The organism is Aeromonas sp. QDB63, assembly GCF_027707425.1.
In the GTDB taxonomy this organism is placed as follows: domain Bacteria; phylum Pseudomonadota; class Gammaproteobacteria; order Enterobacterales; family Aeromonadaceae; genus Aeromonas; species Aeromonas caviae.
Genome location: NZ_JAPCIS010000037.1, coordinates 18,746 through 40,555, shown reverse-complemented (window position 1 = coordinate 40,555; position 21,810 = coordinate 18,746). Strand labels below are relative to the sequence as shown.

17 protein-coding genes, 1 pseudogene and 1 riboswitch are annotated in these 21,810 nt (G+C 64.6%); of the genes and pseudogenes, 7 read left to right on the top strand and 11 right to left on the bottom strand.

Going from position 1 to position 21,810, the window contains the following annotated elements:
- Positions 1-77: 77 nt before the first annotated feature.
- The 6 genes and pseudogenes from PG879_RS17860 to PG879_RS17835 all read right to left on the bottom strand — a co-directional run.
- A pseudogene (locus PG879_RS17860) lies at positions 78-452 on the bottom strand (alpha/beta fold hydrolase); the annotation flags it as partial.
- Positions 453-625: 173 nt separating this feature from the next.
- Entirely contained in the window at positions 626-3,433 is a 2,808-nt protein-coding gene (locus PG879_RS17855) for an FAD-binding and (Fe-S)-binding domain-containing protein (RefSeq protein WP_223952497.1), read from the bottom strand.
- A complete protein-coding gene (locus PG879_RS17850; RefSeq protein ID WP_041212865.1) occupies positions 3,433-4,077 on the bottom strand; it encodes a LutC/YkgG family protein in 645 nt (214 codons plus the stop codon). Before PG879_RS17850 ends, PG879_RS17855 begins: the two co-directional genes overlap by 1 nt.
- 1 nt (position 4,078) lies before the next feature.
- The gene (locus PG879_RS17845; RefSeq protein WP_041212864.1) at positions 4,079-5,515 is read right to left on the bottom strand and encodes a LutB/LldF family L-lactate oxidation iron-sulfur protein; all 1,437 of its coding nucleotides are present in this window, start codon (positions 5,513-5,515) and stop codon (positions 4,079-4,081) included.
- Positions 5,508-6,329 carry a (Fe-S)-binding protein gene (locus PG879_RS17840; RefSeq protein ID WP_080989992.1) on the bottom strand — a complete coding sequence of 274 codons (822 nt, stop codon included), beginning with the start codon at positions 6,327-6,329 and terminating at the stop codon, positions 5,508-5,510. Before PG879_RS17840 ends, PG879_RS17845 begins: the two co-directional genes overlap by 8 nt.
- A 12-nt stretch (positions 6,330-6,341) precedes the next feature.
- Positions 6,342-8,039 carry an L-lactate permease gene (locus PG879_RS17835; RefSeq protein WP_270830522.1) on the bottom strand — a complete coding sequence of 566 codons (1,698 nt, stop codon included), beginning with the start codon at positions 8,037-8,039 and terminating at the stop codon, positions 6,342-6,344.
- 61 nt (positions 8,040-8,100) lie between these two features.
- Between PG879_RS17835 and PG879_RS17830 the strand changes: the two genes are divergently transcribed.
- Positions 8,101-9,078, top strand: coding sequence for a LysR family transcriptional regulator (locus PG879_RS17830; protein ID WP_210556724.1), 978 nt, complete (start codon positions 8,101-8,103; stop codon positions 9,076-9,078).
- Positions 9,079-9,093: 15 nt separating this feature from the next.
- On the opposite strand, the gene PG879_RS17825 is transcribed toward PG879_RS17830, so the two are convergent.
- The gene (locus tag PG879_RS17825; RefSeq protein WP_210556722.1) at positions 9,094-9,888 is read right to left on the bottom strand and encodes an alpha/beta fold hydrolase; all 795 of its coding nucleotides are present in this window, start codon (positions 9,886-9,888) and stop codon (positions 9,094-9,096) included.
- A gap of 106 nt (positions 9,889-9,994) precedes the next feature.
- On the opposite strand from PG879_RS17825, the gene PG879_RS17820 reads away from it, so the two are divergent.
- From PG879_RS17820 to PG879_RS17810, 3 genes are read left to right on the top strand one after another with little or no spacing between them, the layout of a single operon-like run.
- Positions 9,995-10,366 (top strand): MmcQ/YjbR family DNA-binding protein, encoded by a 372-nt coding sequence (locus tag PG879_RS17820; protein WP_039038958.1) that lies wholly within the window; start codon positions 9,995-9,997, stop codon positions 10,364-10,366.
- 3 nt (positions 10,367-10,369) lie between these two features.
- On the top strand, positions 10,370-10,849 hold the full coding sequence (locus PG879_RS17815; RefSeq protein ID WP_128274285.1) for a GNAT family N-acetyltransferase: 480 nt from the start codon (positions 10,370-10,372) through the stop codon (positions 10,847-10,849).
- A 60-nt stretch (positions 10,850-10,909) separates the two neighbouring features.
- Positions 10,910-11,245 (top strand): DUF3802 family protein, encoded by a 336-nt coding sequence (locus tag PG879_RS17810; protein ID WP_010674366.1) that lies wholly within the window; start codon positions 10,910-10,912, stop codon positions 11,243-11,245.
- Between the two features lie 303 nt (positions 11,246-11,548).
- Here the strand turns inward: PG879_RS17810 and msrA are convergent, their stop codons facing one another.
- Positions 11,549-12,181, bottom strand: a complete 633-nt coding sequence (msrA, locus tag PG879_RS17805; protein ID WP_010674365.1) for a peptide-methionine (S)-S-oxide reductase MsrA — start codon at positions 12,179-12,181, stop codon at positions 11,549-11,551.
- A 252-nt stretch (positions 12,182-12,433) separates the two neighbouring features.
- On the opposite strand from msrA, the gene argA reads away from it, so the two are divergent.
- Together argA and lysC are read left to right on the top strand one after the other, a co-directional pair.
- Positions 12,434-13,762, top strand: a complete 1,329-nt coding sequence (argA, locus tag PG879_RS17800; RefSeq protein ID WP_010674364.1) for an amino-acid N-acetyltransferase — start codon at positions 12,434-12,436, stop codon at positions 13,760-13,762.
- 109 nt (positions 13,763-13,871) lie between these two features.
- A riboswitch (Lysine riboswitch) is annotated at positions 13,872-14,096 on the top strand.
- An 86-nt stretch (positions 14,097-14,182) separates the two neighbouring features.
- Positions 14,183-15,535: a lysine-sensitive aspartokinase 3 gene (lysC, locus tag PG879_RS17795; protein ID WP_223952499.1), complete on the top strand. Its 1,353-nt coding sequence runs from the start codon at positions 14,183-14,185 to the stop codon at positions 15,533-15,535.
- Positions 15,536-15,651: 116 nt separating this feature from the next.
- Here the strand turns inward: lysC and PG879_RS17790 are convergent, their stop codons facing one another.
- Positions 15,652-16,746 (bottom strand): hypothetical protein, encoded by a 1,095-nt coding sequence (locus PG879_RS17790; protein ID WP_010674362.1) that lies wholly within the window; start codon positions 16,744-16,746, stop codon positions 15,652-15,654.
- 251 nt (positions 16,747-16,997) lie between these two features.
- On the opposite strand from PG879_RS17790, the gene PG879_RS17785 reads away from it, so the two are divergent.
- The gene (locus PG879_RS17785; RefSeq protein ID WP_223952500.1) at positions 16,998-19,268 is read left to right on the top strand and encodes an LTA synthase family protein; all 2,271 of its coding nucleotides are present in this window, start codon (positions 16,998-17,000) and stop codon (positions 19,266-19,268) included.
- Positions 19,269-19,747: 479 nt separating this feature from the next.
- On the opposite strand, the gene PG879_RS17780 is transcribed toward PG879_RS17785, so the two are convergent.
- Entirely contained in the window at positions 19,748-20,065 is a 318-nt protein-coding gene (locus tag PG879_RS17780; protein ID WP_010674360.1) for a heavy metal-binding domain-containing protein, read from the bottom strand.
- Positions 20,066-20,443: 378 nt separating this feature from the next.
- On the bottom strand, positions 20,444-21,736 hold the full coding sequence (locus PG879_RS17775; protein WP_223952501.1) for an NAD(P)/FAD-dependent oxidoreductase: 1,293 nt from the start codon (positions 21,734-21,736) through the stop codon (positions 20,444-20,446).
- Positions 21,737-21,810 lie beyond the last annotated feature (74 nt).

Sequence of the window (21,810 nt, the reverse complement as noted above, 5' to 3'; positions counted from 1 at the left end):
GTTTTGTTATCCGGTTTGAAGCCGTATGACCACTCCCTTTTGTGGGCAACTGTCAGGTGAATACCATCTCCATACAGCCTGTTAAAGTGTTCCGGCTGCTCCACGTTGCAGACATGGCCGCATTTCTCGATGATGGCCAACCGGCTGTAGGGGTCGCGTGCCACCTGCTCGCGAACCGGGGCGAGGAACATATGATTTTCCTCCCCCATCACATAAAGGGTGGGAATGGGCTGGGACGTTCACGGAAGTAGCGCATCAGCGGGTTAACCTCAGTGGCGAGGCGGAACCAGCGTTTGAACTCTTTCTGGCAGAGCTTACGGGCCTCGCGCACAAAGAGGTTGCGCGATTCCTGATGGTGCTGGCGCGGCATGATGATGAAGGCACACAGCCGATAGAGCCACATACTAGGGCAGGATATGCTGGCCGAATCGGCCCAGCTGCACCAGCACCCGCGGTAACTGCTCACCGGCAGGGGCTTGACGCACACAATTCGGCAGGGATGGGATAATCCGCTTTCTCTATGCAGGTTCTGACTATGACGCGCAGCAACTCCTTGGAGTAACGCCCCAGGCGTTTAACGTCTCCAACAACGGCAGGATTTTTTTGTCCTGCCGTTGTTGTTTTCCTATCTCGCCGCCTGATCCACCAGATAGAGGATGCTGTGATAGGGAATGCCAGCATGCTGGCTAAGCCCCATTTCGCAGGTGCGGCTGTTGCTGAATCCCTGGCGGCAATCCCTGGGGACCTGAACGGGCAGGCTGGCAAGCGCCGCGGCGTTGAGCTCAGGCGTCATCAGCCCCTTGTCGCCGGCAAAGCCGCAGCACTGGATATGCTCAGGGATTATCACCTCGCGGGCACAGGCGCGGGCCACCGCCAGCATCTTATCGCCGAGCCCCATGCGCCGGCTGCTGCAGGTGATATGGAGCATCACTGTCTCATCGATGGGGGTCAGCTCAAGGTGGGGCAGCAGGTGTTCCAGCACAAAGGCAGAGGGCTCAAACACCCGAAGGCCCTTGCCGAGTGCCCCCGAGAGCAGTCGCTGCACGCAGGGGCTGGTATCGAGCAGCACGGGCCAGCGGCCCTGCTCGCTTGCCTGCCACAATGCCTCGGCCAGCTCACTGCGCTTGGCGGCAGCCACCTCGACCATCCCCTTGCTGTCATAGGGCATGCCGCAGCAGAGCCCCTCGATACCTTGCGGCACTATGACCCGGCAACCCGCTTTATTGAGGAGTGATTGCACCACGTCCGGCAGTGACGGGGCTTCCTCCTGCTGGCCGAACACCCGGCTGGCGCAGGACGGCAGATAGACCACGGCGCGATCCTCTCCAATGTCCTCGCTGGATCCGCCATGGCTCCCCTCCCCTTGCGGCCACAGGTAGCGGCTCGGCCCCGGCAGTGTGGGCAACCAGGCGGGTGTGCGCTGGCCGCTCAGATGGCGAACCCCGTTCACCAATCCTGCCAGCGCCTTGTCTCCCAGCACCTTCCCGGCAATGGCTTTGAAGCCGAGGGCCCCACGGGCCGTGCGGGTAACGCCGGCGAAATGATCGGCGCTCCAGCGGGCGATGGGCACGAAGCGCTGGTACTTGTCAGAGCGCAGCTTCTTGATGAGCGCTCCGGTGTTGATGCCCACCGGGCAGCGATCGGCGCACAGCCCGGTGGCGGCGCAGGTGTCGATGCCCTGATAGTCAAACAGCCGGGCAAGATCTCCTGCAACTTCACCGCTGCGACCACGGCGCGACAACTCCCGATAGAGCACGATGCGCTGGCGCGGCGAGAGCGACAGGGTGCGCGAGGGGCAGACCGCCTCGCAAAAGCCGCACTCGATGCACGGATCCACGATGGCATCGCTCGCCGGCATGGGCTTGAGATGGGCCAGGTGGGCCTTGGGGTCATCGTTGATGATGACGCCGGGATTGAGCAGGCCGTCCGGGTCCAGCAGCGCCTTGATGTGGCGCATCAGCGCCATCCCCTCCGGCCCCCATTCCAGCTCCACATAGGGGGCCATGTTGCGGCCGGTGCCGTGCTCGGCCTTGAGAGACCCGCCAAAGCGCACCGCGACGAGCTCCGCCACCGCGTCCATAAAGGCGCCGTAGCGGAGCACCTGGGCCGGATCGTCGAACCCCTGGGTAAAGACGAAGTGCAGGTTCCCCTCCAGCGCGTGGCCGAAGATGATGGCTTCACCGTATTCGAAGCGATCGAACAGGGCTTGCAGCCCCGCCACCCCTTCGGCCAAGCGCTCGATGGGAAAGGCGACATCCTCGATGATGACGGTGGTGCCGGTGGTGCGCACCGCCCCCACCGCCGGGAAGAGCCCCTTGCGAATGGCCCAGAGCCCGGCGCTGTCGCTGGTAAAAGGCACAGAGGCGACCTGAGCGAACTCGGCCGCCATGCCCATCACCTGCTCGCAGCGATCCACCAGCGCCTCTTTCGATTCCCCATGCACCTCCACAAGCAAGGCGCAGGCAGCCAGATCCAGCGTCTTGATAAAGTCCGGCAGACCGGGCTTGCCCGCCACCGAGCGAAGGGATCGCCCATCCATCAGCTCCACCGCCGCCACCGGCGCACTTTTCAGGCGCGAGGTGGCCAGACACGCCTGCTCGGCGTCCCGGAACACCAGCAGGGCCGAGGCCTTGTGGGGGTATTCGGGCACGGTATCGAGCACCACCTCGGCGATAAAGCCGAGGGTTCCCTCCGAGCCGATCATCAGGTGGGTGAGGATATCGACGGGATCCTCATGATCGAGCAGGGCGTTGATGGCGTAGCCGGTGGTGTTCTTGAGCCGGTACTTGTGGCGGATCTTGGCGGCAAGCTCGGCATTCGCCAGCACTTCGGCACGCAGGGCGGCGAGCCCGTCCAGCAACTCCGGGCGCTTGGCCGCAAAGGCGGCGCGACTGTGAGGGTCGCCGCTCTCCAGCACGGTGCCATCGGCCAGCAGCAAGGTCATGGCGTGCAATGTGTGATAGCTGTTGTGGGCGGTGCCGCAGCACATGCCGCTCGCGTTGTTGGCGGCGATGCCGCCGAGCTTGCAGGCGTTGATGGAGGCGGGGTCCGGCCCAATCTTGCGCCCCAGAGGCGCCAGATAGCGGTTGGCATCGGCGCCGATCACCCCGGGTTGCAGGGCGATGCGCGCCCCCTCGTCCAGAATGCGGTGGCCGCGCCAGCTGTCGGTCAGGGTGATGAGCACCGAATCACTCAGGGCCTGGCCCGAGAGGCTGGTGCCGGCGGCGCGAAAGGTGCACGGCAGGTGCAATTTGCGGCACACCGCCAGCACAAAGCGCACTTCATCGAGGGAGTCGAGGCGCACGATGCGCTCGGGCACCAGCCGGTAGAAGCTGGCGTCCGTGCCGTGGGCGAGGCGCAAGTCCGGGTCGCTCACCAGCCGCTCCGGCGGGATGCGCTCAAGCATGGCGGCGTCAAATTCATTCCAGCGCATCAGCAATCCTCCACCAGCACGACCAAGAGGCGGCTCGGGCCGTGGGCGCCGTAGGCCAGGGTCTGCTGGATGTCGGCGGTCTTGGAGGGGCCGGAGACCAGCAACAGATTGGTGGGCATGGCCTGCTGCCAGCGCCCGGCCTCTACCAGCCCCGCCAGGTTGTCGGCGATGGTGGAGGCCGCCAGCAGGGCGATATGGCAGGGTGGCACCAGGGACAAGGTGCGCGGCTCGCCGCCATCGGGCAGCAACACGAGCGTCCCGGTATCGGCGATGGCCCCCGCGCAGTGGGTGATGCCCGCCTGACAGGCATCGAACAAATCGTCCTTCCAGCTTGCGAACTCGCCAGAGGGGGTCAACACAGATCGCCCGGCGCAAGCGGCCGCGATTTCGACTTGCCAGCGGCCGCCCTGGCCACAGGCCAGACTCGTCACGCCCTCTTCATCCAGCCAGGCGGTCAGCTCCCGGGCCAGGCTTGCCTCCTTGACGGTGAGGATCTCAGCGTGGCTGGCGCAGATCCCGGCAACAAAGCGCTCGCGCCGTGCGTTGTCATCTACCCCGCGCCAGGGCTGCCAGGCGTGCGGTGCGTGGGCAATGGGGGTGGCGGCGCCGCGCAGGCGGTTCAAGATAGCCTCTTTGCTCGACATCTCAGGACTCCTTCTTCTTCTGGCGCAGCAGGGCGTGCAGGCTCTGGGGGGCGGGTTTGGGGGCCTCGCGGCACTGGGTCCAGGGGCCCAGGTGTTTGGGCATCAAGCCCCGCAGGCGACCGGCCACCCCGGTTGCGGCGTGGTAGAGGCGCGGGTGGGTGGCGGCAAAGGCAAAGCCCTGCATGGCAAGGGTCTCGAGCCGGCTTTTGGCCGCCCCCTGCCCCGCCAGCGGTTCGTGACCGGGCTGTGCGTTGTGCTTGGCCTCCCGGCGCAGGCGCTGCAACATGTCGGGAATGGGGATGCGCACCGGGCACACCTCGCCGCAGGCACCGCACAGGCTCGAGGCCGTCACCAGATCGCTCGTGCTTTCCAGCCCCAGCAGGTGGGGGGAGATGATTTTGCCGATGGGCCCCGGGTAGATGGTGCCGTAGGCGTGGCCGCCGATGCGGGTGTAGACCGGGCAGTGGTTCATGCAGGCGCCGCAGCGGATGCACTGCAATGTCTTGCGCAGCTCCTCATCCCGGTAAGCCTGGCTGCGGCCGTTGTCCAGCAGCACCAGGTGTACCTCGTCCGGGCCGTCCAGCTCCCCTGCCCGGCGCGGGCCGCTGATGACGTTGAAGTAGGTGGTGATGGCCTGACCGGTGGCCGAGCGGGTCAGGGCGCTGTAGAGGGGCGGCACGTCGGATAAGCACTCCACCACCTTCTCGATGCCGGTGATGGCCACGTGCACTTTCGGCACCGTGGTGCACATACGCCCGTTGCCCTCGTTCTCGACGAGACACAGGCTGCCGGTCTCGGCCACCGCGAAGTTGACGCCGGAGAGCCCCATGCCGGCGCGGCGAAACTCTTCGCGCAGGGCCCGCCGCCCGGTCTGGATCAGGGCGTCCACGTCCGTGGTGGGGGTGAAGCCTTCCAGGTTGCTTGCGAAGGTGTCGCTCACCTCCTGCTTGTTCTTGTGGATGGCGGGCATGATGATGTGGGACGGGGTGTCGCCGTCGAGCTGGACGATAAACTCCCCCATGTCGCTCTCAAGGCAGCGGATGCCGTGGCGCGCCATCTCGTGGTTGAAGCCTACCTCCTCGCTCACCATGGACTTGCCCTTGACGATGCTGCTCACCCCGTTTTTTTGGGCGATACCGAGGATGATGGCGTTGGCCTCGGCCGGCGTCTGGGCCCAGTGCACCCGGATGCCGTTGCGCTCACAGTTGGCTTCGAGCTGCTCCAAAAGGTCCGGCAGGCGCGAGAGACAGCGCTGGCGAATTTGCTCCGCCGCATCGCGCACCGCCGCTTCTTCCTGCGGGTCGGCGAAGGCATCCCGGCGCTTGGCGCGCAGGTAATCCATGGCGCCGCGAAAATTCTGGCGCAGCACGGGGTCGGCCAGGGCCGCCTCGGCCTGGGGATGGAAGCGGCGCGGCGAATACTTGGCGTGATCAGACATGGGGCTGGGCCTCTTTGGTATGAGCCAAATCGCTAACAGCGGCGCCGTTATGAGCTATTTCGTCACTGTCGGGGCGGCTGTGGGCGAGCAGGAAGCTCGCCAGGTGGGTGGCAGGCAAGATCCTGCCCTGATAGGCCAGGGATCCCTTGATGTTCAAGAGGCACCCCCAGTCGGCGCTCACCAAGGTGTCGGCGCCGGTGGCCAGCAGGTGGCGGGTCTTGTCCTCCACCATGGCCTGGCTGATGTGGGGGTGGCGCACCGAGAAGGTGCCGCCAAAACCGCAGCACTCGCTCTCGTAGGCCTGTTCATGCAAGGTGACGCCATCGAGCTGCCCCAGCAGGCTGCGGGCCGTGGTGTGTACCTGCATCTCGCGCCGGGCCGAGCAGGAGGTGTGCATGACGATGCTCGCCTCCCCCACCCCGTGCCAGCGCACCCGGCAGACCCGGGCCAGAAACTCGGTGAGCTCGAACACCCGATCGCAAAAATCGGCCACCTCGGGGCTCTCGGGGAAGAGGCGGCGGTAGTGGTGGTGCATCATGCCGCCGCAGGAGCCCGACAGCACCACCACCGGCCAGGGCTCGGGGAAGAGCGCCATCTGGCTTTGCGCCACCTTGCGCGCCTCCTCCTCGTGACCCGAGGTGTAGGCCGGCTGCCCGCAGCAGGTCTGTTTCTCGACAAAGTGCACCCTTATCCCTTCCCGCTCGATCAGGGCGATGGCATCGAGCCCCGCCACCGGGTCGAACAGGTCCACCAGACAGGTGGCGTAGAGATAGACATCGGCCGGCTTGGCCGGGTAGACCCGCATTACCTTCATCACTTGCTCTCCTTACTTGAGCTGCAGCAGTGCGTCCGAGATGTGGAAGCTGTACATGAGCACCAGCCCGATAAGGCCGGTGACCAGCAGGTAGTAGAGGGTCGGCAGCGCCGTCTTGCGCAGCGTCGCCCCCTCACGGCCGAGCAGCCCCACGGTGGCCGAGGCCGCCACCACGTTGTGAATGGCGATCATGTTGCCCGCAGCCGCGCCGACTGCCTGCAGGGCCAGCATGGCGGCGGTGGAGACCCCCAGGGTCTGGGCCACCTCGAACTGGAACTGGCTGAACATCATGTTCGATACCGTGTTGGAGCCGGCGATAAAGGCCCCCAGCGCGCCGATGGTGGCGCTGAGCGCAGGGAAGAACTCCCCCACCAGCCCGGCGGCAAAGTTGGCGGTGGTCACCGGCATGCTGGCGAGATCCACCCCGTTGACGCCGGAGTTGATGAAGATGCGCACCATGGGCACGGTGAAAATCAGCACGAAGCCGGCGCCGATCAGGGTGCGGCTGGACTCCCCCAGCGCCCGACCGAAGGGGGCGAGGGAGCGCGATTGCAGCCAGGTGGCGAGCAGGGCGCAGAGCACCAGCAGGCCCCCCGGCAGGTAGAGTGGCTCAATGGAGGCGCTGACCCCCTTCTCCCCCAAAAGGTCTGTGAAGGCGAGGCTCACCGACAGGAGGCTTGCCTTGAACTCCGGGCTCACCCGGCTCGCCACCAGCAGGAGCGCCAGCGCCACATAGGGGAGCCAGGCCAGCATGAGCGACATGGGGCGACCAGCGGCCTCTTTGAGATCGAGCTTGAGGGAACCCAGCCACTCGGCGGGCCACTCGTTCTCGGGGGCGAAATCCCAGGAGTTCTTGGGCACCAGAAAACCGGCTCGCGCCGCCGTCACCACCAGGGCCAGCCCCACCAGACCGCCGATGAGGGACGGGAACTCGGGGCCGAGCAGCATGCCGGTGAGGGCATAGGGGACGGTGAAGGCGAGCCCGGCGAAAATCGCAAACGGCAGGATGGAGAGCCCCTCTGTCCAGCTGCGGTTGCGGCCGAAGAAGCGGATCAGCATCATCACCATCAGCACCGGCATCAGGGTGCCGACGGTGGCGTGAATGAGGGCCACGTTGGTGGTCACCTGTTGCAGGTAGATGTCCCAGCTGCTGCCACCGGCGCTCAGGGTCTGGCCGATGGCCTGGTTATCCAGCCCCTTGTTGATGCCCACTAGGATGGGGGTGCCCACCGCGCCAAACGACACCGGGGTGGACTGGATCATCATGCCGAGCAGCACGGCGGCGAGCGCCGGAAAGCCGATGGCCACCAGCAGCGGCGCGGCGATGGCGGCCGGAGTGCCAAAGCCCGAGGCCCCTTCGATAAAGGCGCCGAAGCACCAGGCGATGATGATGGCCTGGATGCGCCTGTCCGGCGAGATGTTGGTAAAACCGCCGCGAATGGCGGTGATGGCGCCGGTGTGTTTGAGGGTATTGAGCATCAGGATGGCGCCGAACACGATCCAGAGCACGGTCACCGTGATCACCAGCCCCTGCAGGGTGGAGGCGAAGACCCGGGTCGGGCTCATCTGCCAGCCCCAGAGGGCGATGAACACGGTCAACAGAAAGGCGACGGGCATGGCGCGCTTGGCGGGCCAGTTGAGGCCGACCAGCAGCACGGCGGCCACCAGGATCGGCGAGAAGGCCACCAGGGCCAGCAGGGTGTCTGTCATCATTGCGTCCTTGTCCAGAGGGGTGCAGAGGCGCACCTTGTTGTTGTTTTGTTAAGCGGACGTGACCTTACCCTGTTCCTTTTTCGCGATATATGGAAATAATGAACAACATTCGTTCCAAAAGTTGATCAATATGGCCAGTACCGACGACCTCATCCTCTTCGCCCAGGTGGTGGAGGCCGGCTCCTTCAGCAAGGTAGCGGAACAAAATTCCCTGACAAATTCAGTGGTTAGCAAGCGGATCGGGCGTCTTGAGGAAGAGCTCGGGGTGCAGCTCCTCTATCGCACCACCCGCCGGCTCACCCTGAGCGAGGCGGGCAAGGCGCTCTATCAGGGTGCCAAAAATGTGAAGGCCGCCGCACTGGACGCCTTCGACGCGGTGGCGGGATTTGGTGAAAAGGTGAGCGGTCATGTGCGGATGTCGGTGCCCACCATCTCCGGCGAACTGCTGCTGGCCGATGCGGTGGCCGATTTTTGCCAGCAGCACCCCGGGCTCACGGTGGAGATGTCCCTGGACAACCGCTTCGTCAACCTGGTGGAAGAGGGATTCGATCTGGTCATTCGCACCGGCTATCTGGATGACTCGAGCCTGATTGCCCGCCACATTCTCGACTCCCAGTGGGTCATCTGCGCCGCCCCCGCCTATGTGCGCCGCTTCGGGGCGCCGCGCGAGCCGTCAGACTTGCTCACCCACAACTGCCTGCACTACGCCTACCAGAGCACGGGGGCCTCGGAGTGGGCCTTCAAGGGGGAAGAGGGCAACTATCTGGTGTCGGTGTCGGGGAGCTTTTCAACCGACAACGCCGGGGCCCTGCGCAAGGCGGCGCTGGGGGGGCGCGGCATCGTCTATGTGCCGCGCTGTCTGGTCTATCACGACCTGATGCAGGGGGATCTGGTGGACTTGTTTCCCGACCGGGTGGGCAAGAAGCTCGGCATCTACGCCGTCTACCCCTTCACCCGCCAGCCGCCGCGCAAGATAAGGCTGCTCATCGAGCACATCCGCCAGCGCTATCTGGAGATTGGCCACTACTTCATCTGAGGCCCTTGTCGGGCCTCAGAGGGCGGATGACGCCACCTGACGGGAGAGAAACGCCAGGGACTGGCGGTTGAAGTGATCCGGCTGCTCCACGTTGCAGACGTGGCCGCACTTTTCGATGATTTCGAGGCGGCTGTAAGGGTCGCGGGCCACCTGCTCGCGCACCGGGGCGAGGAACATGTGATCCTCCTCCCCCATCACGTAGAGGGTGGGAATAGGCAGGGCCCGCTCGCGAAAGTAGCGCATCAGGGGGTTCACCTCGGTGGCGAGACGGAACCAGCGCTTGAACTCCTTCTGGCAGAGCTTGCGAGCCTCGCGCACGAAGAGGTTGCGGGACTCCTGATGGTGCTGGCGCGGCATGATGATGAAGGCGAACAGGCGGTAGAGCCACATGTAGGGCAGGAAGTGCTGGCCGAGGCGGCCAAGCTGTACCAGTACCCGGGAGCGGATGTCGAGACGCAGGATGGCGCCGCCGAGCACCATGCTCTTGACCCGCTCGGGGCGAAGCTCCGCCAGGTGGCGGATGAGGATGGTGCCAAGGGAGATGCCGACAAAATGGGCGTGGGGGATGCGCAGGTGATCCAGCAGGCGCAGGATGTCCTCGGTCACGGCCCGAAAGCTGTAGTGCCCCTTTACCACCTGCTGCAGCTGGTTGGACTGGCCGTGACCGCGAAGATCCAGCAGCAGCACGTTGAAGTGCTCCCGGTAGGCCCGCAACTGCTTGAACCAGATGGAGGAGCTGCCGCCCGCACCGTGCACGAACACCACCCAATCCCGATCGGGACCCAGTTCAAAGGCCTTGTGGTACAACATCTCATGGGCTCCCGGGGTGATGGGGGGTATACTCGGCGCGCATATTAACAGAAGGCTCACCCCGGTGAACATGCTTCCACCATGATCGGACCAGCCTGGAGTCCCCATGACCCTCGTTCAATTGCGTGAATTTTTGCTCAGCCAGCCCGGCGCCACCGAGGACACCCCCTTCGGCCCGGAGATCCTGGTCTACCGCATCGCCGGCAAGATGTTTGCCCTGGTGGACTGGCAGGCGGAGCCCCTCTCCATCAACCTGAAGTGCGAACCCGAGCTCGCCCTGCTGCTGCGGGAGATCCACCCCGAGGTGAAACCGGGCTGGCACATGAACAAGCAGCACTGGAACACGGTGACCCTGAGTGAAGGCCTGTCTGACGATCTCTGGCAGGGCTGGATAGTCCACTCCTATGAGCGGGTGGTGGCGGGTCTGCCCAGGGCGAAGCGGCCCCAGGCCCCCCGCGCGACCATCAGGGAGGGTTGACCCATGCCGTCTCTTTCTTCTTCTCGCATCGTCCCCCTCGAGGAGGCGCACATACCAAGGCTGCTGGATCTGTTCGAGCAGTCGGTACGCCGCCTGGGGCCTGCACACTACAGCCCGGAGCAGGTGGAGCAGTGGGCCAGGGGCGCCCATCACCCGGGGCTTGCCAGCCAGTTGCGCGAGCACCATGGCTGGGTCATCGAGCAAGACGATGTGCCCCTTGGCTTTGCCACCCTGAGCGATGACGGTCATCTCAGCCTGCTCTACGTGAGCGCGGATCATCCGCGCCAGGGGCTTGGCACCCTGCTGCTGGAGCGGGTGCTGGCAGCCGCCAGCCAGATGGGGCTTGGCAGCCTCACCACGGAGGCGAGCGCCTTCAGCCTCGCCCTCTTCCTGCGTCACGGCTTCCTGCTGACCGGATTGGAGACAGTGGAGCGCGGCGGTGTCCAATTTATCCGCCATCGGCTCCACTGCCGCTTGCCATGACGGGTTCAGCCACTAAAATACGCACCATTTCCCCAAGGCAATGAAGAAAGGGCAGCCATCATGGTGGTAGAGAGCGACGGTTACATTGCGCTGATCGAGTATCTGGTAGAGAGTCTGGGTCTGTTCGAGAGCCAGCAACAAGGCGGCGGCGCCCAGACCATCGAGGATCTGGTGAGCAGCCGGGTGGCCGACAACCTGATGGCCATCTGCGAGCAGAACCCCCAGCTCGACCCCAAGGTGCGCTTCCTGATCATGCAGGAGGCCGATGCCGTGGTCGCCGATCTGGAAGAGGTGCTCTCCGCCGTCTGGTTGTCCGCCCCCAGCGAAGCCCAGCAAGCCTTCCTCATCGAGTTCATCGACCTCATCAAGAACCTGTTCGACAGCACCATCAGCTGACCCCACCCCTGCCGTGACGGCAAGGGGACGAGATGCAATAAGGCGAGGAGTGAGGCAGGACGCCCAATGAAAAGGGCCGCCTCATCGGGCAGCCCTGCTTGCTAGCATTGTCAATTCATCGCGCTTGTCAGAGTAATGAATATCGGGGGAAAAAAATGTGTCTGGTCTTGGCAACCATCCGTGGTCGCTACCCTGTTGGTCAGCCAGGGTTCAGTTTAGTTCCCCACCTGACGCATTTTTTTCAATTATTTTTCATCACAATGACACGGGGGCCTGATGGCCCCCGTGGTATGCAATGACGCCTCAGCGATTCAGGCTGGGAGGCAGGCAGACGCCGATGCCCCCCAGGCCGCAATACCCCTCGGGATTCTTCTCCAGATATTGCTGGTGATAATCCTCGGCGTAATAGAAGGGGGCCAGCGGCAGGATGCGGGTGGTGATGGTGCGCCCGTCACCGCTCGCCGTCATGGCCTGCTGGTAGGCGGCCAGGCTCTGCTGGGCAATCGCCTCCTGGGTGTCGTCCCCGACGAAGATGACGGAGCGATACTGGGTGCCGATGTCGCCACCCTGGCGCATCCCCTGGGCCGGATCATGGTGTTCCCAGAACAGCTTGACGAGATCCCCATAGCTGATGACCTTGGGATCGAACACCACCTGCACCGTCTCGGCGTGGCCGGTCAGGCCGCTGCACACCTCCTTGTAGGTGGGATTGGGGGTCAGCCCCCCCTGATACCCGGCGGCGGTGGAATAGACCCCGGGCTGCTGCCAGAACAGACGCTCCACACCCCAGAAACAGCCCATGCCGAACCAGGCAAGCTCCATCCCCTCGGGCCAGGGCCCCTGGGTCGGGTGGCCGTTTACTGCGTGCACCTGGCCAATCTCCAGCGCTTCCCGCCGTCCCGGCAGCGCCTCTGCCGGTGAAATAATCTGCTCCATATGCCCTGTCCTTGTATAAAACCCCGCGCAATGCGGCTGACGAAAAGGAACACCGAAGATATCAGGTTATTAGCCCGGATCAACCAGGGAGCGGCCCCCGGGGCGACCCTCCCGCCCTCGCCTGCGTCTTCCCCTCCCCGCCCGCACTGGTCAAAATGGCGACAAAAAAACACCAAGTCGATATTTAGTCTTGATTTGTGAATTTATTTTCATATATTGGGCAAATTGCTGCTTTTTTATGGAATGAAACACGTGCGTGAACGCGAACCCAGCTTGGTCCATGCCTTTCGGCAATCCACCCCTTATGTCAATGTGCACCGGGGTGCCACCTTCGTCCTGATGATCGGCGGGGAAGCCATTTGTCACCCCAATTTCGCCAACATCGTCAGCGACATCGCCCTGCTGCAGACCTTGGGGATCCGCCTGGTACTGGTGTTTGGTTCGCGTCCGCAAAATGACGAGGCCCTGGCCCGCGCCGGCATCCAGGCCCAGTATCACAAGCGGATCCGGGTCACCGACGATGCCAGTTTCGCCATCATCAAGCAGGTGTGCGGCGGTCTGCAATACGACATCACCGCCCAGCTCTCCATGGGGCTCGCCAACACACCCATGCAGGGGGCCCGCATCAGCGTGGTGAGCGGCAACTTCGTCACCGCCCAGCCGCTGGGTGTGGATGACGGCATCGACTTCTGCCACAGCGGCCGGGTGCGTCGCATCGATGTGGAGGGGATCACCCGCCAGCTGGATCAGCACGGCCTGGTGCTCATCTCCCCCATTGGCTGCTCGGTCACCGGCGAGAGCTTCAACCTGAGCTCGGAAGAGGTAGCCCGCCGGGTGGCGGTGGATCTCAAAGCCGACAAGCTCATCTGCTTCAGCAGCACCCAGGGGGTAATGGACAGGCACGGGGAGGCCATCTCCGAGCTCTTCCCCGAGCAGGCCGAAGAGCTGCTGGTGGCGCTGGAGCAGGCGGGGGAAGAGATGTCAGGCACCGCCCGCTACCTGCGCGCGGCCATCGCCTCCTGCCGGGGTGGCGTACCCCGCTCCCACCTGGTGAGCTATCAGGACGACGGCGCCATGCTGCAGGAGCTGTTCAGCCGCGAGGGGCTGGGTACCCAGATCGTGCGCGAAAGCGCCGAGCGGGCCCGGGCCGCCACCATTGAGGACATCGGCGGCATCCTGGATCTCATCCGTCCGCTGGAAGAGGAAGGGATCCTGGTGCGCCGCTCCCGGGAGCAGCTGGAGATGGAGATAGACAAGTTCACCATCATCGAGCGGGACGGCCTCATCATCGGCTGCGCCGCGCTCTATTGCTTCATGGAAGAAGCCATGGCCGAGATGGCCTGCGTCGCCATCCACCCGGAGTATCGCAACTCCAACCGGGGAGACACCCTGATCGCCAAGGTGGCCGAACGGGCCAGGCGGCTCGGCATCCGTCGCCTGTTCGTGCTCACCACCCGCTCCATCCACTGGTTCCGGGAGCGGGGCTTCGATCCCCTGGAAGTCGAAGATCTGCCGGTGGAGCGCCAGCGCTTCTACAACTGGCAGCGTCGCTCCAAGGTTTTGTCCAAGACCATTTCGTAACTGATTGATCTTGTGCCTGGTTACCGTCAATTTTGTTCTTTTTTACGAACTCGATTGACAGTGCAATCCAGACCAAGGTATTTGTACATGCACGCCACCTGTCACAGGTGGCACCAGAAGAGGAGCGCTGCCCAGGCAGCCCAGGGGAGGACACCAGTGTCCGGTGAACTTGGGTCAGGGGGAGCAGCGCCGAGACGAGGCGAATGACTGGACACCGCCACGTCGGCTGCGGGGGCTGAATCCCCCGGGTTGTCATCGGTAGTGGTCATCCCACACCGCGCCCCACTTGGGGCGGGTACGGGATGGGCTCTGCAGGTGGAGTGCTTCTGGCCGGGATCCTCGCGTTTTCCTGCCATTTTTTGCCTCCTCCTCTCTTTTGCCCGATGAAACCGGATTTTCACCTTGAGACAGGAGTATGCAATGAACCCGATCAATGTCGCCAAGTTTGGCGGAACCAGCGTCGCCAATGCCGCGGCCATGAACCACTGCGCCGACGTGGTGCTGGCCAATCCGGCGACCCGGGTGGTGGTGCTGAGCGCCAGCGCCGGCGTCACCAACCTGCTGGTGAGCCTGGCCCAGGGTGAACTGGACGAAGCCGAGCAGGATGCCCAGCTTGCCAGGCTTGCCGACATCCAGCTGGCCATTCTGGCCGCCCTTGGCAACCCGAGCGACGTGAGCGCCCTCATCCATGCCCAGCTCGGCGACATTCGCACCATGGCCCGTCAGGCCAGTCAGCACACCGACGCCGAACTCGCCGATCGCCTCATCGCCTGCGGCGAGCTGATGTCCACCCGTCTCTTCACCGAACTCCTGCACCAGCGCGGGGTCAAGGCCCAGTGGCAGGATGCGCGCCAACTGTTGCGCACCGACAGCCGCTTTGGCAAGGCCACCGTGGATCTCGCGGCGACCCGCGCCCTTTGCCAGCAGGCGGTGGGCCCGTTGCTGGGTGACAGCCTGGTCATCACCCAGGGCTTCATCGGTGCCGACGGCGATGGCCGCACCACCACCCTCGGCCGTGGCGGCTCCGACTACAGCGCGGCCCTCCTGGCCGAGGCCCTGGACGCAGGCAGCATCGAGATCTGGACCGACGTGCCCGGCATCTACACCACGGATCCCCGCCTGGTCACCCGCGCCCGCCCCATCCCCGAAATCAGCTTCGTGGAGGCGGCGGAGATGGCCACCTTCGGCGCCAAGGTGCTGCACCCGGCCACCCTGCAACCCGCGCTGCGCCAGGACATCCCGGTGTTCGTTGGCTCCGCCAAGGATCCCGCCGCCGGTGGCACCTGGATCCGCGCCACCACCCGCAGCAACCCGCTGTTCCGGGCCGTGGCCCTGCGCCGCCAGCAGGTGCTGGTGACCCTGCACAGCCTCAACATGTTCCACGCCTACGGCTTCCTGGCCGAGGTGTTCGGCATCCTGGCCCGTCACCGCATCTCGGTGGATCTCATCACCACCTCCGAGGTGAGCGTCTCCCTGACCCTGGATCACACCGGCAGCCAGAGCAACGGCGAACCCATCCTGAACGACAAGGTGCTGGCGGAGCTCGGCCAGCTGTGCAAGGTGGAAGTGGAGACCGGTTTCGCCCTGGTGGCGCTCATCGGCAACCGCATGAGCGAGGCGGCCGGGGTAGGCAGCCAGGTGTTCGACGCCATCCGCGAGCACAACATCCGGATGATCTGCTACGGCGCCAGCGCTCACAACCTCTGCTTCCTGGTCAAAGAGGACGAGGCGGGCCACATCGTCAACTGCCTGCACCGGGAACTGCTCGACTGAGTCGCCCCGGCGCTGGCACACCACAAGCCTCCTCCGCCCCATCACACCCGGGGCGGCCTTCCCCACTCAGCAAAGAGGGGCGCCGCGGCGCCCCTCTTGTCACTCTTCTTCCACCATCAGCTGGTGACCAGGGTGGCCCGGGTGGGCAGCAGATTGGCCCGGATCTGCTCGCGCAGCCCTCCCAGCCGTTGCAGCAACCCGGCCTGACCGAGCCCCGCTTCGTCAGGGGCCAGATTGTCCACCAGGGCCGGGAAGTGCTCCCGTACCGCCTGCTCCAGCCAGTCGAGGCGGCGCAGGGTGAGCGGGCCGCAGCTCTTGCCGCTGAGGTCGTCCAGGATGTCGAGCCGATGGCTGCGGTACATGTCGCGCCACCAGTTGGCCGCCAGCGCCTCGTCGCTTGCCAGCGCCGCACTCCACTCCCCCACCAGTCCCTGCATCCGCGCCAGCACGGGGGCGCTCGCCCCCTCCCGCGACAGGTATTGCAGCTCTCCCCTGGCCCAGGCGAGGCAGAGCTCGCGCCAGCGGCGAAACAGCGGCAAGGGATCCGCCTCGTCCAGCCAGAGCCCGGAGAGGGTGCGGGTTTCGAGCCGCTCAGGCACATGGAAGTCGGGATCGGTGAGGCCGTTGGAATTGAACTCGTGCAGGGGATCGAAGGGCCACATGTAGCCAAAATCGAACACCGAGATATGCTGGCCGTCATCCAGCAGGTTGCCCGGGCTCGGATCCCAGTCAAACCAGCCCCAGCGGGCCAGCTCCGCCTCCACCGCCAGCATCTGCGCCAGGTTGCGCTCGCAGAGCGTGCGCACCGGCTCCCCCCGCAGCCAGGGGGAGACCAGCACCCCGGCCCGGGCGGAGCCGAAACTGGTGCAGACCACGTTGGAGAGGATGGTGGGGTGCAGCTCCCGAAGGCTCTCTATCTCCCGGCGGCGCTCCAGCTCGGTGAGAAAGGCGGTCTTGCCGTCCACATTGGCCACCAGAGAGTCCTGGCGGCAGCGTTTCAGGCACCAGTGGTGCCCCTCCACCTTGAGATGGAACACCTCGGCGGTGAGCCCGTGACCGTAGACCTTGACGACGTCCGGGTGATCCTCGGTCAGCCGGACGAGCTGGGGCAGCGGCAGGGGGCAGTCCCGCTCCCGCCCGATCCGGATCTCTTCTTTGCTCTCCAGCATCTGGAGCAATCTGGCCTGACGCGCCGCAACTTTGGGATTCATACATGTACCTCCAATCGTTACTGAGAGACTAAACAGCGCACCCCTCCCAGACCAGCAGCAAAGGCTCATGATGACGCTTTCATCACAGAATGAGTGCCCCTGGCGGATCGGGATCACAAATTGCTTCACAGTGCTCATCACGGAATATTCATCTTGTTGTCATTAAATTGACATCAAGGAACAAGCCACGCACCATCGGGTCAAAATAGAGGCAGTTGTCGCTGCCATGACCGCTCCAAGGATGAGCCCTTATGAATGCCCCCGTCACCGGCCACCGCCCCGCCTCCCAGCCCCTGGCCGGGCTGTTGCTGGGTCTGCTGACCGCCCTGCTGCTGCTGACCCTCGCCCTGCCGCTGCTCAACCCCGTCAGCTGGCTCGGGCGTACCGCCCCCCTCATTCTGGGCCCGGCGGATCAGCCCATCGCTACCCTCAATCGCTACAGCCTGCTCTACAAAAGTGACAACCGGGGCTTCTATCTGGTGGTGCGCAGCCAGTGGCAACTGCTCAAACCCCTGCAGGAGGGGGACAAGGTGCGGGTGGAGCTGCTCAACGACAAAGGGGTGCGCATCGATCAGCTGAGCCAGGCGGTGGACAAGCGCCAGAAGTGCCGCAAGGAGCGCTGCACCCTGAGCCTCAACAGCGCCCTGCGCGCCCCCGACGACGCCCTGGACAGCCGCTACCAGCTGCGCATCGGGCTGCTGCTGGCAGACAGGCCGGAGAGCGCCGAATACAGCCAGATCCTCCAGACCCTGCCGGAGCGCGGTTTCAACCTCCTCTACCTGATGACCAGCCTGCTGCTGGTGCTGCTGGTGAGCGCCGCCGTGCTCAAGGCCCTGCTGCCGCGGCTGCGCCGAAGCTACCGCGCCCGGGTGGCAGGCAGCCTGCTGCTTGGCAACCTCACCTTCGTGCTGCTGCACGGCTTCGTGGTGTTCAAGCTGGGGGAATTCCTGTTCTGGTCGGGCTTTCGGCCAGAGCACTACTACCTCGCCTGGGGCAGCATGGTGCTGGGCTGGAGCCTCTGTGCCCTCGCAGGCTTCAGCCTCTATATGGGGCTGCTCTTCACCGCCCTCTCGGGCATCGGGCTGCTCGCCAACTTCATGAAGATCGCCATCTACGGGGTGCCGCTGGGGGGGGACGATCTGGGCAACCTGCTGGCCCTGCTGCACATCCTGCTCGATCAGCACCCTGTGGTGCCGGTGCTCGTCGTGCTGGGGCTCCTCTTTCTGGTGTGGCGCTTCGCCCTCTCCCGCTGGATCCTGCGGGGCTTGCTGCGCACCGCCGCCGCCACCGCCGCCTTCTTCGCCCTCTGCGTGTTCGCCACCCAGACCGGCAACAAGCTGCTCGGGGCCAACATCCGCTACGTGGACAGGGCGGTGAACTACCACAGGGACATCATCCGCGCCGGCCCCGGCCTCTACCTGTTCAACCTGGTGGACGAGATGCTGCAAAGCGGCAACGTGTTTCGCTACCCCTTGCAGATCAACGAGCGCACCCCGGAGCTGAGCCTGCCCGCCCAGCCCAGGGCTCCCCGCTTCGATCTGGTGATCGTGCTGCAATACGAGTCGCTCTGGCTTGACTGGCAGGGCCGTCTCTGCGCCCCCGCCCCCACCTTGAGCCTGCCCGCCAGCGTGGCCCAATGGCGCAAGACCATCCACTCCCCCACCACGGGCGGCATGACGGTGCTGGCGGAGTTCGAGATGAACACCGGCCTGCCGGTGGGCCTGCTCAAACAGGGGGTGGTGCCCTACTACTACCTCTCGGACAAGGTGCCCGGCCTTGCGCGCAGTGCAGCCCAAAGCGGCTACCAGACCCTGTTCGCCCACCCCTATGTGGAGAAGTTCTGGGGCCGCGCCAAGGCGATCCCGGCCCTCGGCTATGAGGAGCGCTGGTTCGATACCCGCTTCAGCGCCCTCGAGCACAAGGGGCTCTACATCTCCGACGATGCCCTCATCGATCACCTGCTCAAACGCAGCAACCAGGACGATCAGCCCCTGTTCGCCTACGCGGTCACCATGCAGGGGCACGGCCCCTTCGACGGGGATCGCTACCGGGCCCAGCAACGCAGCGGCGCCTGCCCGGATCAGAGCCCGGCGGATACCCAGTTGCTCAACACCTACTACACCGGGGTGGTGGACGCCATGGCCTCCCTGGAGCGGCTGCTCAAGACCCTGGACAACTCCGGCAAGCGCTACCTGGTGGTGGCCTTCGGGGACCACCAGCCCTTCCTGATGTCGGCGGGCAAGGGCATCCACGGCGCCAAACCGCCACGGGATGCCAGCTACCAGATCCCCATGATGGCCTTCACCCGGGCCGGGGACGGGCTGGATCTCGCCCGCCAGTTCGACCCGGTGCGCCAGCTCTACCAGATGGGCCAGGCAACAAGGCAGCTGCTGGCGGGGGACCTCACCCCCATCCGGGACCAACCCCTGCTCCACCCGGTGCTCGGGGAGGAGAAAGGCTTCGACCCCTCACCCTTGGTGCCGCAGATCCGCGCCAGCTTCCGGCCCGATGCATTGCCCTGATCGATTGAGACACGAGGGACACAGATCCTTGCAACACCTTCCGGGCCGATGCCCTGCCCTGATCCGCAGCGAACTAGCAGACGAAAAAGAGGTCGCCCGGGCGACCTCTTTTTATGGGCGGGATGCGAGTACAGTGCCGCCTGCACCTCGCCATGTTCGTCCCGACCTGGGCTCTGCGACCCCTGACAGGTCATTTTTTGTTTAGATATATCAAACGATAACTCATTATCGAATAGCAAAATTGAACAACTTTGCCGACCTTCAGGCCCTGTGCCTCCCCATGTTCCCGCACCTTCTCCGGGCCGAGCCATTTTCTCCCTCATTCCCGGCCAGCCCAGAATCATCGGAGCGTTCGATACGTTCAGGCCTTGAGCCCCACTCACTTGCGCCCACCTTTGCGCGTCACACCCAACAAAAAGCCGACCTCGGGGTCGGCTTGTGACGGGGCGTTTGGCCATGCAGGGCCGGGCACTGGCGGGCTAGATCACCACGGCGGTGCCGCTGATGCTGACCATCAGCATGCTGCCGTTCTGGCCCACCACCTCGTAGTCGATGTCGATGCCCACCACGGCGTTGGCCCCCAGCGCCTGGGCACGCTCCTTGAGCTCCTCGAAGGCGATCTCCCGGGCCCGGGCCAGCTCTTTTTCGTAGGCGCCGGAGCGGCCGCCGATGATGTCGCGGATACCGGCGAACAGATCCTTGAAAATGTTGGCGCCGAGGATGGCTTCGCCCACGACGATGCCGCGGTACTCGCGAATGGTCTTGCCTTCCAGGGTGGGGGTGGTTGAGAGGATCATGAGGTCTCCTGTGAGTTGGACTGGGTGCGCGAAGCACCGTTGCCGTCATGGTAGCAAGGCGTTTGCCAAAGCATAAGCCCGGCGTGGCCAGGGGCTTCAAGCACAGCGCCAGCCAGGTTCATCAAGGTGCCATCCATAGGGCCTGTGTCGTGACACTTTCCCCCGCAAAGCGACCTTGGGCACCGGTGCTGGGGAGAGGGCTTCCGGCCACGATGAAAGCGGGGCCTTGATGCTGCAGACACGACGGCAGCTGCACCGGCCCTCTGCGTCTTCGCCCTGAACGGCGGCAGGCGCCGCCAGGAGCGCCCCGCGTCGGCCATAAAAAAAGGAGAGGCAAGCCTCTCCTTTTTGATGTTCGCAGCGGCAGCCGCCATGCACTCAGTGCAGCTTCATGCTCGGGCGCAGCACCCGGTTGATGCGGCCCACCAGCATGATGAGGCCGGTCTTGATGTAGCCGTGCAGGGCCACCTGGTGCATCCGGTAGAGGGAGATGTAGACCAGGCGCGCGATGTAGCCTTCCACCATCATGGAGCCGCGCATCAGGTTGCCCATCAGGCTGCCCACGGTGGAGAAGCGGCTCAAGGATACCAGGGAGCCGTGGTCGTGGTAGCGGTAAGGCTTCATCTCGCCGCCATTCATCTTGGCCAGGATGTTCTTGAACGCCTGGGTCGCCATCTGGTGGGCGGACTGGGCGCGGGGCGGCACGAACTTGCCGTCCGGCTGTGGGCAGGCGGCGCAGTCGCCGATGACGAAGATGTTCTCGTCCCGGGTGGTCTGCAGGGTCTCGTGGACCACCAGCTGGTTGATGCGGTTGGTTTCCAGGCCCGCGATCTCCTTCATGAAGTCCGGCGCCTTGATGCCCGCGGCCCACACCATGAGATCTGCTTCAATCAGCTCCCCATCCTTGGTGTGCAGACCATCGCTGGTCGCCTCGGTGATCATGGTGGCGGTGCGCACGTCCACGCCCAGCTTCACCAGCTCCTGATGGGCGGAGCCGCTGATGCGCTCCGGCAGGGCCGGCAGGATGCGAGGGCCCGCTTCCACCAGGGTCACCTTGAGGCTGTCTGTGGTGAGGTTCTTGAAGCCGTAGGCGTAGAGCTGCTCCACCGCGTTGTAGAGCTCGGCGGAGAGCTCGACGCCGGTGGCGCCGCCGCCGACGATGGTGATCTTCACCTTGTCACCGGGCTGGTATTCGGTGGCGAACTGCAGGAAGCGGTTCATCATGCTGTTGTAGAAGCGGTGCGCCTGGGAGGGGCTGTCCAGGAAGATGCAGTGATCCTTGATGCCCTTGGTGTTGAAGTCGTTGGAGACCGAGCCGATGGCCATCACCAGGATGTCGTAAGCCACTTCCCGCTCGTTGACCACCAGGGCGCCGCTCTCGTCGTGGATCGGCGCCAGCACGATGCGTTTCTCGTCGCGCTTGATGTCGGTCAGGCTGCCGAGCTGGAATTCGAAGCCGTGGTTCTTGGCGTGGGACTGGTAGCTCAGGGCGTCGATGCCCGCATCCATGGAGCCGGTGGCCACTTCGTGCAGCAAGGGCTTCCACAGGTGGGTGCGATTGCGATCCACCAGGGTGATCCTGGCCTTGTTCTTCTTGCCCAGCTTGCGGCCCAGGCTGGTCGCAAGCTCGAGACCACCGGCGCCACCGCCTACAACGACAATATTCATCATGATGATTTTCCTTGGTTCCTCAAAACGAAAGGGAGCCATTGGCTCCCTAAAACGAAATCGGTTGACGTGATGGC

Coding starts and splice junctions, on each gene's coding strand:
- PG879_RS17855 (WP_223952497.1), bottom strand. CDS start 3,433: ATGCGCTGGAATGAATTTGACGCCGCCATGCTTGAGCGCATCCCGCCG.
- PG879_RS17810 (WP_010674366.1), top strand. CDS start 10,910: ATGGTGGTAGAGAGCGACGGTTACATTGCGCTGATCGAGTATCTGGTA.
- PG879_RS17850 (WP_041212865.1), bottom strand. CDS start 4,077: ATGTCGAGCAAAGAGGCTATCTTGAACCGCCTGCGCGGCGCCGCCACC.
- PG879_RS17780 (WP_010674360.1), bottom strand. CDS start 20,065: ATGATCCTCTCAACCACCCCCACCCTGGAAGGCAAGACCATTCGCGAG.
- PG879_RS17785 (WP_223952500.1), top strand. CDS start 16,998: ATGAATGCCCCCGTCACCGGCCACCGCCCCGCCTCCCAGCCCCTGGCC.
- msrA (WP_010674365.1), bottom strand. CDS start 12,181: ATGGAGCAGATTATTTCACCGGCAGAGGCGCTGCCGGGACGGCGGGAA.
- PG879_RS17815 (WP_128274285.1), top strand. CDS start 10,370: ATGCCGTCTCTTTCTTCTTCTCGCATCGTCCCCCTCGAGGAGGCGCAC.
- PG879_RS17820 (WP_039038958.1), top strand. CDS start 9,995: ATGACCCTCGTTCAATTGCGTGAATTTTTGCTCAGCCAGCCCGGCGCC.
- PG879_RS17775 (WP_223952501.1), bottom strand. CDS start 21,736: ATGATGAATATTGTCGTTGTAGGCGGTGGCGCCGGTGGTCTCGAGCTT.
- PG879_RS17845 (WP_041212864.1), bottom strand. CDS start 5,515: ATGTCTGATCACGCCAAGTATTCGCCGCGCCGCTTCCATCCCCAGGCC.
- PG879_RS17835 (WP_270830522.1), bottom strand. CDS start 8,039: ATGACAGACACCCTGCTGGCCCTGGTGGCCTTCTCGCCGATCCTGGTG.
- lysC (WP_223952499.1), top strand. CDS start 14,183: ATGAACCCGATCAATGTCGCCAAGTTTGGCGGAACCAGCGTCGCCAAT.
- PG879_RS17840 (WP_080989992.1), bottom strand. CDS start 6,329: ATGAAGGTAATGCGGGTCTACCCGGCCAAGCCGGCCGATGTCTATCTC.
- PG879_RS17825 (WP_210556722.1), bottom strand. CDS start 9,888: ATGTTGTACCACAAGGCCTTTGAACTGGGTCCCGATCGGGATTGGGTG.
- PG879_RS17790 (WP_010674362.1), bottom strand. CDS start 16,746: ATGAATCCCAAAGTTGCGGCGCGTCAGGCCAGATTGCTCCAGATGCTG.